General features: G+C 62.4%; 14 protein-coding genes. 3 read left to right on the top strand and 11 right to left on the bottom strand.

The window, feature by feature from the left end; translation table 11 throughout:
* A partial coding sequence (locus tag B0G73_RS32585; RefSeq protein WP_258194048.1) for an ESPR-type extended signal peptide-containing protein occupies nt 1–4493 on the bottom strand: 4493 nt, incomplete at its 3' end.
* Between the two features lie 777 nt (nt 4494–5270).
* Between B0G73_RS32585 and B0G73_RS32580 the strand changes: the two genes are divergently transcribed.
* The gene (locus B0G73_RS32580; RefSeq protein WP_106285242.1) at nt 5271–5696 is read left to right on the top strand and encodes a nuclear transport factor 2 family protein; all 426 of its coding nucleotides are present in this window, start codon (nt 5271–5273) and stop codon (nt 5694–5696) included.
* A 306-nt stretch (nt 5697–6002) separates the two neighbouring features.
* Complete coding sequence (locus B0G73_RS32575) at nt 6003–6437, top strand: nuclear transport factor 2 family protein (protein ID WP_181196689.1); 435 nt, start codon at nt 6003–6005, stop codon at nt 6435–6437.
* A 95-nt stretch (nt 6438–6532) separates the two neighbouring features.
* Here B0G73_RS32575 and B0G73_RS32570 read toward each other — a convergent pair whose 3' ends face one another.
* The 10 genes from B0G73_RS32570 to B0G73_RS32520 all read right to left on the bottom strand — a co-directional run bounded on the left by B0G73_RS32570 (nt 6533) and on the right by B0G73_RS32520 (nt 17332).
* Nucleotides 6533–6982: a hypothetical protein gene (locus B0G73_RS32570; protein ID WP_106285240.1), complete on the bottom strand. Its 450-nt coding sequence runs from the start codon at nt 6980–6982 to the stop codon at nt 6533–6535.
* A gap of 435 nt (nt 6983–7417) precedes the next feature.
* Nucleotides 7418–7834 (bottom strand): CopD family protein, encoded by a 417-nt coding sequence (locus B0G73_RS32565; RefSeq protein ID WP_106285239.1) that lies wholly within the window; start codon nt 7832–7834, stop codon nt 7418–7420.
* 162 nt (nt 7835–7996) lie between these two features.
* Complete coding sequence (locus B0G73_RS32560) at nt 7997–9268, bottom strand: glutamate-5-semialdehyde dehydrogenase (protein WP_106285238.1); 1272 nt, start codon at nt 9266–9268, stop codon at nt 7997–7999.
* Nucleotides 9269–9510: 242 nt separating this feature from the next.
* Nucleotides 9511–10629 (bottom strand): DNA polymerase III subunit delta, encoded by a 1119-nt coding sequence (holA, locus tag B0G73_RS32555; RefSeq protein ID WP_106285237.1) that lies wholly within the window; start codon nt 10627–10629, stop codon nt 9511–9513.
* Nucleotides 10630–10683: 54 nt separating this feature from the next.
* Nucleotides 10684–11235: an LPS assembly lipoprotein LptE gene (lptE, locus tag B0G73_RS32550; RefSeq protein WP_106285236.1), complete on the bottom strand. Its 552-nt coding sequence runs from the start codon at nt 11233–11235 to the stop codon at nt 10684–10686.
* A gap of 91 nt (nt 11236–11326) precedes the next feature.
* Nucleotides 11327–13918, bottom strand: coding sequence for a leucine--tRNA ligase (gene leuS, locus B0G73_RS32545; protein ID WP_106285235.1), 2592 nt, complete (start codon nt 13916–13918; stop codon nt 11327–11329).
* A 358-nt stretch (nt 13919–14276) separates the two neighbouring features.
* Entirely contained in the window at nt 14277–14708 is a 432-nt protein-coding gene (locus B0G73_RS32535) for a biopolymer transporter ExbD (RefSeq protein WP_106285233.1), read from the bottom strand.
* Nucleotides 14709–14733: 25 nt separating this feature from the next.
* A complete protein-coding gene (locus B0G73_RS32530) occupies nt 14734–15450 on the bottom strand; it encodes a MotA/TolQ/ExbB proton channel family protein (protein ID WP_106285232.1) in 717 nt (238 codons plus the stop codon).
* A 77-nt stretch (nt 15451–15527) separates the two neighbouring features.
* Nucleotides 15528–16325, bottom strand: a complete 798-nt coding sequence (dapB, locus tag B0G73_RS32525) for a 4-hydroxy-tetrahydrodipicolinate reductase (protein WP_106285231.1) — start codon at nt 16323–16325, stop codon at nt 15528–15530.
* A 176-nt stretch (nt 16326–16501) separates the two neighbouring features.
* Nucleotides 16502–17332, bottom strand: a complete 831-nt coding sequence (locus tag B0G73_RS32520; RefSeq protein WP_106285230.1) for an outer membrane protein assembly factor BamE — start codon at nt 17330–17332, stop codon at nt 16502–16504.
* A 158-nt stretch (nt 17333–17490) separates the two neighbouring features.
* Between B0G73_RS32520 and fur the strand changes: the two genes are divergently transcribed.
* The gene (fur, locus tag B0G73_RS32515) at nt 17491–17919 is read left to right on the top strand and encodes a ferric iron uptake transcriptional regulator (RefSeq protein ID WP_012434340.1); all 429 of its coding nucleotides are present in this window, start codon (nt 17491–17493) and stop codon (nt 17917–17919) included.
* Nucleotides 17920–17975 lie beyond the last annotated feature (56 nt).

The raw sequence follows: 17975 nt of genomic DNA, 5'->3' as shown, positions 1-17975 counted from the left end.
GGCGTGAAGCCTGCCGTCGTCAGCGTCGTCGAGTTCGCCACCGAGTTCGAACCCAGTGCCACCGAGTTCGCCGTCGTTGCCGATGCGTTGCCACCAATCGCCACTGCATCCGTGCCCGTTGCCGACGAATCCGCCAGCGTCGAGTTGGTATGGAAATACTTGATGCCACCACCGTTGGTGATGTTGTTGACGGTGTTGTTGATATTGGTGATGTTGCCCGTCGCCGTGCTGATATTGTTCACGGTGTTCGACAGGTTGCTCAGGTTGTTCGAAACGTTATTGACCTTCGCATCTTCCGACTGCAACTGGCTCACGTTCACTGCGTCTGTCGCCGCCGAACCGGCTGCCACGTTGGTGATACGACGTTCCTTGCCTGCCGAACCCATCGACACTTCGCCGTTGGCCGTCGAAGCCGTGCCCGACAGCGTGCCCGTGCCCGGGTTGTAACCCGCGGCCGACAGGTTCGCCGTCGTTGTCGAACCCGAACCCAGTGCTACCGAGTTCGCTGCCGAGGCCGAGGCCGCACCACCGATCGCCACCGCGTTCGTGCCGGTTGCCGACGAATCCGCCAGCGTCGAGTTCGTGTGGAAGTACTTGATGCCCGTGCCGCCGTTGGTGATGTTGTTCACCACGTTGCTGATGTTGGTGACGTTACCCGCGATGTTGCTGACGTTGTTGCTCAGGTTGTTCACGTTGTTGTTGACCGTGTTCACCTTCGCATCTTCTGATTGCAACTGGCTCACGTTCACCGCGTCCGTCGCCGCCGAACCGGCTGCCACGTTCGTGATGCGACGTTCCTTGCCTGCCGAACCCACCGACACTTCGCCGTTAGCCGTCGAAGCCGTGCCCGACAGCGTGCCCGTGCCCGGGTTGTAACCCGCGGCCGACAGGTTCGCGGTCGTCGTCGAACTCGAACCCAGCGCCACCGAGTTCGCAGCCGAGGCCGATGCCGCACCACCGATCGCCACTGCGTCCGTGCCCGTTGCCGACGAATCCGCCAGCGTCGAGTTCGTGTGGAAATACTTGATGCCGCCACCGTTGGTGATGTTGTTCACCGTGTTACTAAGGTTGGTGACGTTGCCGGCGATGTTGGTCACGTTGCCGGCAATATTCGCCACGTTCTGGTTCGTCGCATACAACTGCGAGCCGTTCACCGCGTCCGTGCTGGTCGCGCTCAGCGTACCGGCGGCCATGTTGACCACCTTGCGCTGCGACGTGGACGAACCCACCGACACCGTATTATTGACATCAGCCACCGAGTTGTAGCCCAACGCCACCGAGGTGCTTGCCGACGCCGTCGCGCCCATGCCAAGTGCAGTTGCCGCGTAATTCGTGGCCGAGCTGTTCGCGCCGATGGCGGTGGAAAAACCGTAGACTCCCGGCCCCGATTGGGCGAGCGCGTTTTCGCCAATCGCAACAGCGTAACCGGAGTTGGAGCCCATGTTATTGAGGACGCCCGCCTTCGCATTGCCGCCCAGCGCGACCGACGATCCCCCACCGGCTTGCGCGCTAGTGCCAATAGCGATCAGGTCAACACCTGTGGAATCGGCAACAGGCGCGGTGTTCGCGCCGGTTCCCATCGCAATGCCGTTGGTGCCCGCTGCCACAGCGCCCCCGCCGATCGCTACCGCGTTCGCGCCCGTTGCCGACGAATCCGCCAGCGTCGAGTTCGTGTGGAAGTACTTGATGCCACCACCGTTGGTAATGTTGTTGACGGTGTTGTTGATATTGGTGATGTTGCCCGTCGCCGTGCTGATATTGTTTACGGTGTTCGACAGGTTGCTCAGGTTGTTCGAAACGTTATTGACCTTCGCATCTTCCGACTGCAACTGGCTGACGTTCACCGCGTCCGTCGCTGCCGAACCGGCTGCCACGTTCGTGATGCGACGTTCCTTGCCTGCCGAGCCCACCGACACTTCGCCATTGGCCGTCGAAGCCGTGCCCGACAGCGTGCCCGTGCCCGGGTTGTAGCCCGCGGCCGACAGGTTCGCCGTCGTCGTCGAACTCGAACCCAGCGCCACCGAGTTCGCTGCCGAGGCCGAGGCCGCACCACCGATCGCCACCGCGTTCGTACCCGTTGCCGACGAATCCGCCAGCGTCGAGTTCGCGTGGAAGTACTTGATGCCACCACCGTTGGTGATGTTGTTCACTGTGTTGCTGATGTTGGTGACGTTACCAGCGATGTTCGTCACGTTGCCCGACAGATTGCTGACGTTGTTGCTCAGGTTCGAAACGTTATTGCTGACGTTGTTCACCTTCGCATCTTCCGACTGCAACTGGCTCACGTTCACCGCGTCCGTGGCGTTCAGACCCGCTGCCACGTTGGTGATACGACGTTCCTTGCCCGCTGCGCCCACCGACACTTCACCACCCAGCGCCGTCGCTGCCGTGATCGCCGACCCGCCGGCCGGCGTGAAGCCTGCCGTCGTCAGCGTCGTCGAGTTCGCTACCGAGTTCGAACCCAGCGCCACCGAGTTCGCCGTCGTTGCCGATGCGTTGCTGCCGATGCCTACTGCGCTCGCGCCGCTGGCATTTGAGTTAACGCCGACTGCGGTCGCACTCGCGCCCGTTGCCGTCGCTAGCATGCCGAGAGCCGTTGCCTGCATTCCCGCCAAGGCCTGCGAACCTATGGCGACACCGTTGTAACCGGAGGTGGTCGCGGCCTTGCCGATGGCGGTGTTGTTGCCCCAACCTTGGCTTCCGCTGGCATTCGCGTTGACACCAATCGCAATATCGCCACCGTTTCCGGCTGCTCCACCCGAGTTGGTCTGGACAGCTTGAGCATTCGTGCCAATTGCGATCGAACCATCTCCACTTGGGCCGCCGCTGGTATCAGCCGATGCCAACGCTCCCGAGCCGATGGCCAACGAAGCCGTCGCGATCGAACCGTAGTTAGTCGCCGATGCTGCGTAGCCTATCGCAACGGCGTTGGCGTTGCCCGCCACTGCCTGCGGACCGACCGACACGCTGTTAGTGCCCAACGCCTGCGAATCCGCCAGCGTCGAGTTGACGTGGAAGTACTTGATGCCACCACCGTTGGTGATGTTGTTGACGGTGTTGCTGATATTCGTGATGTTGCCCGTCGCCGTGCTGATATTGTTCACGGTGTTCGACAGGTTGCTCAGGTTGTTCGAAACGTTATTGACCTTCGCATCTTCCGATTGCAACTGGCTCACGTTCACCGCGTCCGTGGCGTTCAGACCCGCTGCCACGTTGGTGATACGACGTTCCTTGCCTGCTGCACCCACCGACACTTCACCGCCCAGCGCCGTCGCTGCAGTGATCGCCGAGCCGCCGGCCGGCGTGAAGCCTGCCGTCGTCAGCGTCGTCGAGTTCGCCACCGAGTTCGAACCCAGTGCCACCGAGTTCGCCGTCGTTGCCGATGCGTTGCCACCAATCGCCACTGCATCCGTGCCCGTTGCCGACGAATCCGTCAGCGTCGAGTTCGCGTGGAAGTACTTGATGCCACCACCGTTGGTGATGTTGTTCACCGTGTTGCTGATGTTGGTGACGTTGCCCGCGATGTTCGTCACGTTGCCCGACAGATTGCTGACGTTGTTGCTCAGGTTGTTCACGTTGTTGTTGACCGTGTTCACCTTCGCATCTTCCGACTGCAGCTGGCTCACGTTCACTGCGTCCGTCGCCGTCGAGCCGGCTGCCACGTTCGTGATGCGGCGTTCCGCGCCTGCCGAACCCATCGACACTTCGCCGTTAGCCGTCGAAGCCGTGCCCGAGAGCGTGCCCGTGCCCGGGTTGTAGCCCGCAGCCGACAGGTTTGCCGTCGTAGTCGACAAATAACCCAGCGCTATCGAGTTCGCTGCCGTTGCAGTCGCATACGCGCCCAATGCTATCGAATCAATCCCTGATGCAGTTGAGCGAAAACCCACTCCCGTCGCAGCAGCGGCGGACGCAGTGGAACTCTCACCCAGTGCCGACGCGTAGTTAGCGGTGGCATTCGCAGCCCCACCCAGCGCCGTGGCTCCGATTCCGGACGCTACCGCGCTAGTACCGACCGACGTGGATTGTGTCGCCGACGCTGTCGCTAGCGCACCCAACGCCAACGAAAGTCCGCCCGTCGCACTTGCCGCCGAGCCGAGAGCTGTCGAGAAGCCGCTCGAGGAGTTCCCCGCGATCGCACCGTTGCCAATCGCGGTTGAATCGTTCCCGAGTCCTTGCGCGCCCGCGCCAACGGCCACGCTGTAGTTGTTGGAAACTAATGCGTTCGCGCCGATGGCGACCCCTTGACCGCTGGCATCACCGGCAGTCACTTTAGCACCCTGACCAACCGCCACCTCCGTAGAGACCGCCACCGTCCCGCCGTCGAGCCCGCCAGCTAGGGCCGAGCCAGCGCCGATGAACGCGCTCCCACCAATCACAAGCGCCAACACGCTCTTTGCCGGCGAGGCGGATTTCTTCCGTCCCTTGGCCGTCTCCTGCGCAGCAACCCACGTCCCCGTCGATTCGTTCCAGACAGAGCGATATGTCTTATTCATTTGAAAATCCTGATGAAAATTGAAAAAAGTTGTTCACGCGTTCGTGCTTGCCGCGCGGCGATGCGTCGGTGAAGTTCTGACTGAGGCGTTCGATAGCCGGTGGACAGAGCCAGGAAGAGAAGGACTGAAGCGCCAATTGATTTGAAATTTGCGGAATTTATGACCTGCGGCAGATTCCGAATCGCTCCCGCTTATCGGGGCGTCATTCCAATATCAAAAATGCCTTTGACTGCGTTTTCTCTATGTATGAAACTTTATGGCCGACGCCATCAGACCTTAATAAGAGCATTCCGAATTGAGAGATCACGCGGCAAGATTGACAAAAACTGTCTGTATTTTTCTTCTTCAGCAAACTCGACTCGACGACGGGTCTGGTAAATGGAAGGCGCGGCGGCGGAGATTTCTGTTTTGATATTAAGAATTGTCCCAACGACACACCCATGCTTAGCAAGCACAAGGCGGAGGCCACGGCAAGATTCACCGAGGACCTAATAGGACTTGCTCGCGATGGACGGAGACAAAAACAGGACAATTCTTAATACGGCAAGCGGAATTCCTCGGGCACATTAGGAATTCGCTTATTTATATTGATGCAAAATAATCTAAAATTTTTACAAATGCCGCCCCCGCAAATCGAGAGCAAAGCATTCTCCTTCGATTTGCCGAAAGTCGGAATCGATTGCCGGCGGCGCAAAGTGATTGTTTTTTGCACAGCCGCTGGAGCAAAAAACACACGCTCGGCGCGCCGCCTCCCCTCACTTAATCGAGATAATCAGCATGAAAGCGCTCAACCGTTTGACCCTTGCCATTCTTTTGGCGTCCTCCCTCGCGTCCCCTGCGTTCGCATCAGATCAAGACGAAGCGACTCTGAAGGCAATGGAACAGACTTGGGCCACTGCGACCGCCAACACTGACCGCGTCGCGCTGGAGAAGCTGCTCGACGATTCTTTCGTCGACACGACCCCCAGCGGCTCGCACCGCAGCAAGTCCGACCTTCTGTTGGCGCCGCCGCCGCCGCCCGGCTCGACGCAAACCTTGATGGATATGGAAGTCCGCGTGAACGGCGACACCGCCATCGTCACCGGCATCAATCAATTCAGAGCAAACCCAGGCGCGCGGCCGGTGGACTATTCGTTTACCGACGTGTTCGTCCGTAAATCCGAAGGCTGGCGAGCGATCGCAGCACAAATGATTCGCAAGTGAAAGAACAAGGGCGGCCCGGGCGTCGCCCTTGTTGGCTTTGAAGGCACAAGAAGCGTGACCTTGCTCGCGCTTCTTTCATACGGTTGCGGAGCCATCCCGCCCGGTCGACAAGCCGGTGCCTCAGTAGTGGAATACGTCGGCCGGCTACTGCAAGCCACGCCAGGCAGCCGCGGTCTTCCAGTCACGACAGCCGCTGCGCGATACACCGCCTGACGATTCGCAGGCCGAATGTCAGCCCCATCGGCCTGCGTCGCCGCAATGCGGACACGCGCTCGCGTGCCTACCGTCGATTCAATGGATGTGAATATGAAGCACCTCAGTTTCCTGGCCGCGATTGGCCTATCAACCTGCGTCCTCGCCTCCGGCCTGACCACCCAGCTGCAAGTCGAAAACAAGCTCGTCCTCATGGAGCAAGCATGGGTCGATGCCGCCATTCGCGGCGACCGCGCGGCGCTCGATCAGTTGCTCGACGACTCCTTCGTCGAGACGATGCCTAACGGCGCACGCCGTACCAAAGCCGATCTTCTGGTCGCGCCCACGCTGCCGCCCGGCTCGGCGCAGACGCTCAGCGAACTGAAGGTGCGTGTCTTCGGAAATGTCGCCATGGTGTCCGGCGTCAATCACTACACGCCGGGCGCGGGGATGAAAGCGACCGATTACGCTTTCACTGACGTGTATGTCCGCCGTGGCGACGCATGGCGTGTGGCGGCATCGCGCGCGGCACGCGAGGCCAGCGCCTAAGCGTTCAAGTGACGCGTCACCGGCCGTGAGTCATCAATCAGGAAGCGCGAATCCTTCGCGCCTCTTTGATTGCTGGAGCGGATCCGCAGTCCGTCTCAGGGCGCCGGCACGGTGGCGACTGGATCGGCCGCCCCTTGTGCTGGCTTGCGCCTCGTCTCGGCGCCCACTTCAGCGACCGGTTCGGCCCTGTCCGCATCCCGTGTCGCCTCCGCCAGCAACTTCGCCGCCGCACTCGCCGTAATCCGCCGATGCGCAATCCCCCGCGCATCGAGTGCAATCACCTGATACAGTTCGCGGTCGCGTTCCACTTCGCGCTCATACTCTTCGCACGTCTCCACCAGCAATTCGAGCAGCACTTGTCGGCTGCGTCGCTCCTGGTTCGTCAATGCAGGATTCCTATATATCGAGGTCGCAAGCGTGGCCAGTCGGCTGAGTTGAGTCAACTGCCGTTCGCATGAACCGAATGCCGACAAGGCGAGCTTTTCGTACTGCAGGGCATCGACGGGTGGGCGCGAGGCCGTTTGTTTTTTGGTGGACTTGCTCATGGTGCGATCTCCCTAAGACTTGCTGGATCGCCCGACACTCGCTTGCAAGGAGGGTGAGCGGGCACGTAGCGGGTTAGCAGACCGGGCCAAAAACAAACCGGCGAGCCTTGCGGCTCCCCACCACGGCCCGCCCATTGAAATATAGACGTGCAGAGGTAGACGCACGCCCCGCCTGGGCGGGTATGCGGTTTTCGGCACTGGCTGCTAAACCAGATCACCGGTTGTTGCCGATGATTGGGAAATTATAGATCACCCAACACGCCCATCGGCCGTCCCAATATAGGCTAACAATCGCACTGGCCATTCGGCCTAAGACACGCGTCACCATCCAGCGCTGCAAACGAAAAAAGGGCGGTTTGCCGAACACCTCAGCAAACCGCCCTTCTACAAAATCAAAAGCCCTAACCCAAACAACCCACCCAACCACCCGCTGCCCTAAAACGGCTTGATCACCACCAACGCCACCGCCGCCAACATCCCCAGCACGGGCAACTCGTTGAACATCCGATACCACTTATCCGTCCGCCGATTCTCGCCGCGCTCGAACGTCCGCAGCAGCACGCCGCAATAACCGTGGTAAATCAAAAGCACCACCACCACGCCAACCTTGGCGTGAATCCATCCCTGCCCGCGCCCAATGCCGATCCCCAGCCACAACCAGAGCCCGCACGCCAGCGCCGGCACGGCAATGAACGTCATGAAGCGGAACAGCTTGCGTGCCATGATCAACAGACGCGCCGTCGCCGCAGGATCCGTTTCCATCGCGAGATTGACGAAGATGCGCGGCAAATAGAACAGGCCGGCAAACCAGGAAGCCACCAGCACAATGTGAAACGTCTTGATCCAGAGCATCTGGCTCCTCGGGTTGCGGGTGAATTGTTGTGCGGAGCGGCGGCGGTTATGCCGGCACGCATCGCGACACAAGGCGATCGAGGATCGCGGCAATGACAGAATGCAGCGAGAAACGGTTACGCGTGGCCGCATTCCACAGCCACGCGGCCCACCGCGTTCGCGCTATTGGCGCCCTTCACCGTGCCCAAGCACGACGTACTTGAGCGACGTCAGCCCTTCCAGTCCCACAGGACCACGCGCGTGCAGTTTGTCGTTGGAAATGCCGATTTCCGCGCCCAGTCCGAACTCAAAACCATCGGCAAAACGCGTCGACGCGTTGACCATCACACTCGCCGAATCCACCTCGCGCAGAAAGCGCATCGCGCGGTCGTGGTCTTCGGTAACGATCGCATCCGTGTGATGCGAGCCGTACTCGTTGATGTGCCCGATCGCCTCATCGATCCCGTCCACGACCTTGATCGCCAGCACAGGCGCGAGATATTCGGTGCGCCAATCTTCTTCCGTCGCGTCGACCAGAGGCGCCACGCCCGCGTCTTCGAGCACCTCGCGCGCCGGCGCATCCACGCGCAGTTCCACATCTTTTTCGCGATACAGCCTGCCGAGCGCCGGCAGCACTTCAGCCGCGATGCCGCGTGCGACCAGCAGCGTTTCCATGGTGTTGCAGGTGCCGTAGCGGTGCGTCTTTGCGTTGTCGCAGACGGTGAGCGCCTTCGGAATATCCGCGCGGCCGTCGACATACACGTGGCAAATGCCGTCGAGGTGCTTGATCATCGGCACGCGGCCTTCTTCCATCAGGCGCGCGATCAAACTTTTGCCGCCGCGCGGCACGATTACGTCGACATATTCCGTCATTGTGATCAGCTTGCCGACCGCGGCGCGGTCCGACGTTGCGACCACCTGCACGGCTTCCTGCGGCAGGCCCGCCCTTTCCAGCCCTTCGCCGATCAGTTTCGCCAGCGCCGTATTGCATTCGAGCGCTTCCGAACCGCCGCGCAGAATCGTCGCGTTGCCGGACTTCAGGCACAGCGCCGCGGCGTCGATGGTCACGTTCGGCCGCGATTCGTAGATGATGCCGATCACGCCGAGCGGCACGCGCATCTGCCCAACCTGAATGCCGCTTGGCCGAAACTTCAGATTGCTGATCTCGCCGATCGGATCGGCCAACGCGGCAACCTGCCGCAAGCCTTCCACCATCGTTTTGAGCGCTTTGTCCGAGAGCGTCAAGCGGTCGATAAACGCGGCGTCGTGACCTTTGTCGCGAGCCCGCGCGAGATCGCGCGCATTGGCTTCTTTCAGCAACGCGGCGTCGCGCTCGATCGCCTCGGCGACAGCCGCAAGCGCAGCGTTCTTCGCCGCCGTCGACGCCCGCGCCATCGCCCGCGATGCCCGGCGGGCGCGGCGACCGAGGTCGGTCATGTATTGGTCGATATCCATGGTGAGTCTCGTAGTGCCGCGCACGCCGAGGTGCAGCGGACAGGCAGAATTAGCGAAAGATCAAACGATTGTAAGTCGGGCCAGGCCGCTTTGCTTACCGCGGTGAAGCGCGTTAGCCGATTGGCCAGGCCTTCATGCGACGAAACGACGAAAGCGCGACGGGCTAGCGGTCCGCGACCATTGGCGCGAGCGGTACGGTTTTCAGAACCAGCCGGCCGCAAGGCCAGCTCCCACGCCAGCCCTCAGACCGGCCGCCGCGCCGACGTTGCCGCCGAGCTGCGAGGTCGTGCCGGCGGCACGGCCGGCGTTTTTGGCGCGGCCACCGTCATGGCGAGTTCGAACAGGCCGTCCCACGGATCGGGCGGCGGATCGTTGCGATGATTGCCCGGCGTGCCGCCCGACAAACCCTTTACCTGCCGGTCGAGCCTGGCTGCCAGCGCAAGCGCCTTTTCCAGCGCGCCTTCAGTGACACGCGACAGCGCGGGCCCGATCAACCGTTCACGCGGACCCCACACGCGGTTCTCGCGCACCAGCACCGCCAGCGGCTTGCCGGCCGCCGCGCCGCGCTTGATGCGCAGCAGCGTGCGCACTTCTTCGACCACGGCCCACAGCACCAGCACCGCGGCTTCGCCTTCGCCACGCAAGCCGTCGAGCATGCGCGACAAACGGCCCACGTCGCCCGCCAGCATCGCTTCGTTCAGCTTGAAAACATCGTAACGGGCGACGTTGAGCACGGCGTCCTGAACCTGTTCGAAGCTCAACGAACCCGCCGGATACAGCAGCCCGAGCTTCTGAATTTCCTGATGCGCGGCGAGCAGATTACCTTCCACGCGCTCGGCGATAAACGCGAGCGCGCGCCGCCCTTCTTCGCCTGCGGCAACCCGCTGACCCTGCGCTGCAAGCCGCTGCCCAACCCAATTCGGCAACTGCGCGCGCTCGACCGGATCGATCTTCAACGCGACGCCCGCCTCGGACAAAGCCGTGAACCACGCCGACTTCTGCGTGGCCGCGTCGAGCCGCGGCAGCGTGATCATGGTGAGCACGTCGTCATTGACGGCAGCGGCGAGCGCTTTCAGCGCTTCCGCGCCTTCCTTGCCGGGCTTGCCGGACGGAATGCGCAACTCGACCAGTTGGCGGTCGCCGAACAGCGACATCGACTGGCTCGCGCCGAGCAACGAACTCCAGTCGAAGCCGCGCTCCACGGTGAACACCGAGCGGTCGGTGAAGCCGGCCGCGCGCGCCGTGGCGCGAATGCGGTCGCACGCTTCCTGCGCGAGCAGATGCTCGTCGCCGTACACGACGTACAGTCCGGCGAGTCCCTTGGCGAGATGCGCTTCGAGCGCGTCAAGTCGCAGTTGCATGGCTACCGATCGGCGAGGTTGAACAAAGACGGCAATTCGAACGAATGGTGCGACTCACAGCGGCGGCGGCGGCAACGGCGCGCGCGGCGCAACCGCGGGCACTTCCTCGCCCGGCGCCGGATGCATCGAGCGCACGACGGCCAGACGGCGCGTGAGCTGGTCGATCGCGTCTCTTTCCATGTCGTCGAAGAGAATGTTGCTTTCGGAGGCTTTCGCTTGCGAGAACTGATCGCTATAGGTCATCGCGCGGTTCAACGCGATCACGCTCGGCGGAATCAGCAGCGTGCCGTCCTTGGCCGTCAGCGAATAGTTCATGTTGAGGTTCAATTGATACTCTTCGACCACACCCAGCGAGTTCAGCGTCAGCGTGCCGATGCCGCGGCCTTCGGTGATCTGCAACGTGGCGTCGGCATTCGCGACCGACGTGACCACCACCGTGTCGCTGCCGCCTTCCACGATGCGCGCGAGACGCGCGCCCGCCGCCGCGGAACCGCCGGCGATATAGAGGCGTTTGAATGCGTAGTCCTGCTGGCCGCGCAACTGGAAGCCGCAAGCGGTCAACATCAGCACGCTGCAAGCCAGCGTCAAAAACGATCTGCGAGTCACATTGGCTCCTGGTTCGCAGTGGATTCCGCAGCGCGGACAAGCGCCGCCATGCGCGGCGGCGTCCTGCCTGCTGTCATGTCTTCGTCGATGCTCACACAACCACGTTCACGAGGCGTCCCGGCACCACGACGATTTTCTTCGGCGCCTTGCCTTCGCTGAACTTCGCGACCATGTCATGCGCGGCCGCGAGCTGTTCGATCGATTCGCGCGAGGCGTCTTTCGCCACCGTGATCGCGCCGCGCACCTTGCCGTTCACTTGCAGCACGAGTTCGATCTCGGACTGCTCCAGCGCTTGCTCGTCGACCTTCGGCCACGGCGCGTCGAGCAGCGAGCCGAGTTCGTCGGCGTAACCGAGTTCCTGCCACAACTGGAACGTGAGGTGCGGCACGACCGGATACAGCACGCGCAGCATCACGCTGCACGTTTCGCGCAGCACGGCCGGGCGGGCGCCCTTCGCGCTGTCGAGCGCGTTGAGCATCTTCATGGCGGCCGACACCACCGTGTTGTACTGCAGACGCTGGTAGTCGAAATCAGCCTGCTTCAGCACGCTGTAGATCTCGCGGCGCAGCGTCTTTTCAACATCGCTCAGTTGCGCGGCGTCGAACGTGCCGCCTTCGCGCAACGCGGCTTCGTTCGCCTGACTGAAGCTCCACACGCGGCGCAGGAAGCGGCTCGCGCCTTCCACACCCGAGCCGGACCATTCGAGCGACTGCTCGGGCGGTGCGGCGAACATCACGAACAGACGCGCGGTGTCCGCGCCATGCTGATCGATCAGCAATTGCGGATCGACGCCGTTGTTCTTCGACTTCGACATTTTCTCGACGCCGCCGAGCACCACCGGCTGACCGTCCTCATTCAGGACGGCGCCGACCGGGCGGCCCTTGTCGTCGAACGAAACGGTCACGTCGGCCGGGTTGTACCAGGTCTTCTTGCCCGCTTCGTTTTCGCGGTAATACGTTTCGTTGAGCACCATGCCCTGCGTGAGCAGGTTCCTGGCCGGCTCGCTGAATTTGACGAGGCCCATGTCGCGCATCACCTTCGCCCAGAAGCGCGAATACAAGAGGTGAAGAATCGCGTGTTCGATCCCGCCGATGTACTGATCCATCGGCGCCCAGTAGTCGGTGCGCTCGTCGACCATGGTCTTCGCATCCGGCGACGCGTAGCGGTAGAAGTACCACGACGAATCGACGAACGTGTCCATGGTGTCGGTTTCGCGTTTGGCCGCGCCGCCGCAGGTCGGGCAAGTGCAGTTCACAAACGCTTCGGACTTGGCGAGCGGATTGCCCGTGCCGTCCGGCACGAGGTCTTCCGGCAGCACCACCGGCAGATCTTTTTCCGGCACCGGCACGTCGCCGCACGTCGGGCAGTGGATGATCGGAATCGGCGTGCCCCAGTAACGCTGACGCGACACGCCCCAGTCACGCAGACGCCACGTGATCTGTTTGTCGCCGAGGCCGAGTTCCTTCAGGTCCGCGGCGATCTGGTCGACCGCTGCTTCATAGCCAAGGCCGTCGTACTTGCCGCTGTTGATCAGCGTGCCGGTCTTGTCGGCGTACCATTCTTGCCAGACATCGGTCGAGTATTCCTTGCCTTCAACCGCGACCACCTGCTTGATCGGCAGACCGTATTTCTTCACGAATGCGAAGTCGCGCTCGTCGTGCGCCGGCACGCCCATCACGGCGCCTTCGCCGTAGCTCATCAGCACGTAGTTGCCGATCCACACTTCGATCTGTTCCTGCGTCAGCGGATGCGTGACGTAGAAGCCGGTGGCCATGCCCTTCTTTTCCATGGTCGCGACGTCGGCTTCAGCGACGCCGCCGCGCTTGCATTCCTCGATGAAGGCCTGCAATTCCGGCTTGTCTTTCGCGAGACGCGTGGCGAGCGGATGCTCGGCGGCGATCGCGCAGAAGGTGACACCCATGATCGTGTCGGCGCGCGTGGTGAACACGCGCAGCAGCTTCTGTTCACCGTCGATCTCGTACGGGAAGCCGAAGTTCACGCCGAAGCTCTTGCCGATCCAGTTCTGCTGCATGATCTTGACACGCTCGGGCCAGCCGAGGCCTTCGAGGTCGTTCAGCAGTTCGTCCGCGTATTGCGTGATGCGCATGTAGTACATCGGGATTTCGCGCTTTTCGACGAGCGCGCCCGAACGCCAGCCCCGGCCGTCGATCACCTGCTCGTTGGCGAGCACGGTCTGGTCGACCGGATCCCAGTTGACGGTGCCGGTTTTCTTGTACGCGATGCCCTTTTCCAGCATCTTCAGGAACAGCCACTGGTTCCACTTGTAGTAGTCCGGGCTGCACGTGGCGACTTCGCGCGACCAGTCGATCGCGAGACCCATGGACTGCATCTGCTTCTTCATGTAAGCGATGTTGTCGTAGGTCCACTTCGCGGGCGGCACGTTGTTGGCCATTGCCGCGTTTTCCGCCGGCATGCCGAATGCGTCCCAACCCATTGGCATCAGCACGTTGTAGCCGTTCATCCGCAGATAGCGGTACATCACGTCGTTGATCGTGTAGTTGCGCACGTGGCCCATGTGCAGCTTGCCCGACGGGTACGGCAGCATCGAGACGCAATAGAACTTGGGCTTGTCGGTGGTTTCCGTCGATTTGTACGCGTCGATGGCGCGCCATTGCCCTTGCGCGGCGGATTCGACGTCGGAGGGAACGTATTTTTCGTGCATGGTGTGATGGGATCGCTGGGTCGGTGCTTTCGCACCGGCCGCTTGGTGCTCTGCTGGATGAATTGGCGTCGTTTCCCCTTCTGCGGGGGAAAGGGCTGATTATACCGTCCGCGGACGGGTCCGCCGCGCGGCGTGCTGCATGCGACGGCTTGGCTTGGCTTGGCTTGGCTTGGCTTGGCTTGGCTTGGCTTGGCTTGGCTTGGCTTGGCTTGGCTTGGCTTGGCTTGGCTTGGCTTGGCTTGGCTTGGCTTGGCTTGGCTTGGAAAGTATTTGCAGCGCGCGGCGCGAAAAGCAACTCGCACGCGATCTGGAAGCGCGGCGGCCTCATCACCCGCCCGTTCCACCAATTCCCGCGCCGCTAAGGCTTTGCAGCCGGCGGCGGCGGATCCGTCACGAAACCGATCCGCTCGAGGCCGGCCTGCTGCGCCGCGCCCATCACCTGCGCGATCACCTCGTAGCGCGTGGAGCGTTCGGCGCGCAACTGGATCTCCGGCTGATCGCTCTGCTTGCCCGCCTGCGCGAAGCGCGCGCGCATCTGCTCGAGCGTGATCACGCTGCCGTCCCAGTAGAGCTTGCCGGCGGCGTCGATGGAAAGAGAAATGGTTTGCGGCGTCTGGCGCGCGGGCGCGGCCGCGACCTTCGGCAAATCGAGCCGGATCGCGTGCGTGAATAAAGGCGCGGTAATGATAAAAATCACCAGCAGCACCAGCATGACGTCGATCAGCGGCGTCATGTTGATCTCGGCCATGGGCGCGGCCGTCTGCTTTTTCTCGAGTCCGCCGAATGCCATACCGCCTCCTTCCGCCCGAGCGCGCTTAGTGGGTCGGGGCCTGCTGGGCCCGCGCCGGCGCCTGCGCGTGGCCCTGCTCCGCCGGTGCGCACACGTAGGCGTGCAGGTCGTGCGCGAAGCCGTCGAGTTCCTCCGACAACTGCCGCACCATCCGCCCGAGCACGTTATAGGCGAGCACAGCCGGGATCGCCACCACAAGGCCGAAGGCGGTCATGATGAGCGCCTCGCCGACCGGCCCGGCGACGTTTTCGATCTGCGCCTGACCGCTCGCCGCGATGCTGCCGAGCGCGTGATAAATGCCCCAAACGGTGCCGAGCAGGCCGACGAACGGCGCCGTGCTACCCACCGAGGCCAGCAGCACCTGGCCGAATTCGAGCCGCCGCTGCGACACGTTGAGCGCCTGACGCAACGCCCGCAGCACTCGCTCGCCGCGTTCGACACGCGCGAGCAGTGCGCCCGGAATATCCACTTCAGACGCATGCAGCGCCGCTTCGGCCAGCGGCGTGAAGACGCGCTCGCGGTCCGCGCGCTTTAACGCCGCGACGCCTTCGGACAACGTCGGCGCCTGCCAGAAGAGCGCGATAGCGCGTGCGGCCTGGCGCTTGGCGCGCGTAAGAACCCAGCTTTTGACGATCAGAAAGCACCAGCTCGCAATCGACATGGCCAGCAGCACGTACGCGACCCCATGCGTGATGGCATCGCTGGTTTGCAGGTAATGGATGATGCCGCTGCTGCCTGCCATCTGACCTCGCCATGGAGTTGTGATTTCAGGGGCGCGAACACGAGGCGCGATGCCCCTGAAGTTCGCTCGGGAGATGCTCAGCGCAGACCGAGCACGTCCTGCATGTCGAAGAAACCGGTTGCGTGGCCTTCGAGGAAACGCACAGCACGAAGCGCGCCTTGCGCGTACGACAGACGGCTCGCCGATTTGTGCGTGATTTCGATCCGCTCGCCGATGCCCGCGAACAGCACCGTATGGTCGCCGACGATATCGCCGCCGCGAATCGCCGAAAAACCGATCGTGGACGGGTCGCGTTCGCCGGTCACGCCTTCGCGGCTGTAGACCGCGCAGTCGTCGAGATTGCGGCCGAGCGCGTTGGCGATCACCTCGCCCATGACCAGCGCCGTGCCGGACGGCGCGTCGACCTTGTGACGATGATGCGCCTCGATGATTTCAATGTCGTAGCCGGTCGCGAAATGCCTGGCCGCGAATTCGAGCAGCTTCAGCGTGACGTTCACGCCCACGCTCATGTTCGCCGAGAACATGATGGCGATCTTGTCCGCCGCGGCGCGCAACTGCGCCTTCTGCTCGTTGTCGAATCCGGTCGTGCCGATCACCATTTTGACGTTGTGACGCTGGGCCGCTTCGAGATGCATCAGCGTGCCTTCAGGGCGCGTGAAGTCGATCAGGTAATCGGATTCGGCGAACACGCGCTCGATGTCGTCGGTCAGCACAACGCCCGTCTGTTTGCCCAGAAATGCGCCAGCGTCCTGACCGAGTTGCGGAGAGCCCGCGCGGTCGAGCGCGCCGGACAACGTGGCGTCGGAATCGTTAAGGACTGTTTCGATGAGCATGCGGCCCATACGGCCCGATGCGCCAGCAATGGCAATTTTCATGGCTACGAGGGTTCGAAAGGCAAAACCCGGCAAGGCGGGCAAAAGCGGCGGCGGGCAGCACACCCAGGCGCCGCGCATGACTGAAAAACGAAGAACCGGACGGACGCTTTGCGCAGTGCGGTTGCCCGCGCAAAGCGCCTGTCTTAACAGCCTGTCTTAACACACGGACAGCGCGATTAGCCGCCCGTTCCCGAAGCCGGAGAAGAGGTCAGCGGCGCGTTGTGCGTCGGGCCGCTGTTGCTGCTCTGCGGGCCCGTCGGTCCAACCGGATTGCTGTTGTCCGTACCCGGATTTTGCGGCGGCGGCGGACGGTGGAACTGGAACTGCGGCTGACCCGCGGCCGTCGGGCTCTGTTGCGGGATGCCGCCGCCGTTGGCGGTCGGCGCGCTCGGCACGCTCGGACGCGCATTGGGCGACAACTGCACCGCATTGGTCGCACGATTGGCGGCTTGCGCGGCTTCGGCGTTGGCGTCCGTGGACGGCACGCCCGCTGCGGCCGCGCCGGCAACGGTCGGCGAACGCGTAGTGTCGAGCGTGGCCGGCGCGGTTGCAGCAACCGGCGCGCTCGCTTCGCTGGCGCCAGCGGCCACGGCCGCCGCGGCCTTCTTCTTGCCCAACTTGTCGCCGTCGATTTCAGCCAGCAATTCGAGGTTGGACGGCAGATCTTCGCCACCCGACCAGCTGGCGACACGGTCGCCCGCGAACATGACGACAAAGTCGCGCTGCTGCACGACGCTAGTCGAGCCGCGCTTGAAATAGAACACGTAGTCCCAGCGATCCGCGTGGAACATGTCGGTCAGGAGCGGCGTGCCGAGGAGTTGCTTGACCTGCGCGCGGGACAAGCCGACCTGCATCTGTGCAGCCGCTTCTTTCGAGACGAAATTGCCTTGCACCACTGTAATGCGGTACGGCGTGATGCTTTGGGCAATACGCTGTGTCAGGCTGTCGTACGTGGAACATCCGGCAAGAACCGCGACAGTCGCAACAGCGATCAAGGTACCCCGCATGCGGCTCCCCCGGTAGATCAATTGAGATTTTGAAATCATTTCACTCACCGTGCGGGCCCGCTGACGAGCCGCGCGAGTTTCATTCCATCGAAGATGACCAGAACGGCAAAAACACATTACTATGAGAGCCCAGCATTGTACTCTAGGGATCCCTTGTCATGACCAATCCAACCGATCTCAAGAATATCGGGCTCAAGGCGACCCTTCCGCGCCTCAAAATCCTTGAGATTTTTCAGCACAGCCCGGTGCGCCACCTGACGGCTGAAGACGTGTACCGCAACCTGCTGCACGAAGAACTCGATATCGGTCTTGCAACCGTGTATCGCGTGCTGACGCAATTCGAGCAGGCGGGCCTGCTCTCGCGCAGCAATTTCGAGTCGGGTAAGGCGGTGTTCGAACTGAACGAAGGGTCGCACCACGACCACCTCGTATGCCTCGATTGCGGGCTCGTTGAAGAATTTTTCGACTCGGAGATCGAGAGCCGTCAGCAGTCCATCGCGAAAGAACGCGGCTTCAAGCTGCAGGAACACGCTTTGGCGCTGTATGGCGCCTGCACCAAGGAGAATTGCCCGCATCGCAAGCATTGATGCGGCGCCGGCCGCGCCGGGGTGCGCGGTGCAAGCGGGCAGAAAAAGACCCGGCG

It is taken from the genome of Paraburkholderia sp. BL25I1N1 (genome assembly GCF_003002025.1).
Taxonomy (GTDB): Bacteria; Pseudomonadota; Gammaproteobacteria; order Burkholderiales; family Burkholderiaceae; genus Paraburkholderia.
This window is presented reverse-complemented; position numbering and strand designations above follow the sequence as displayed.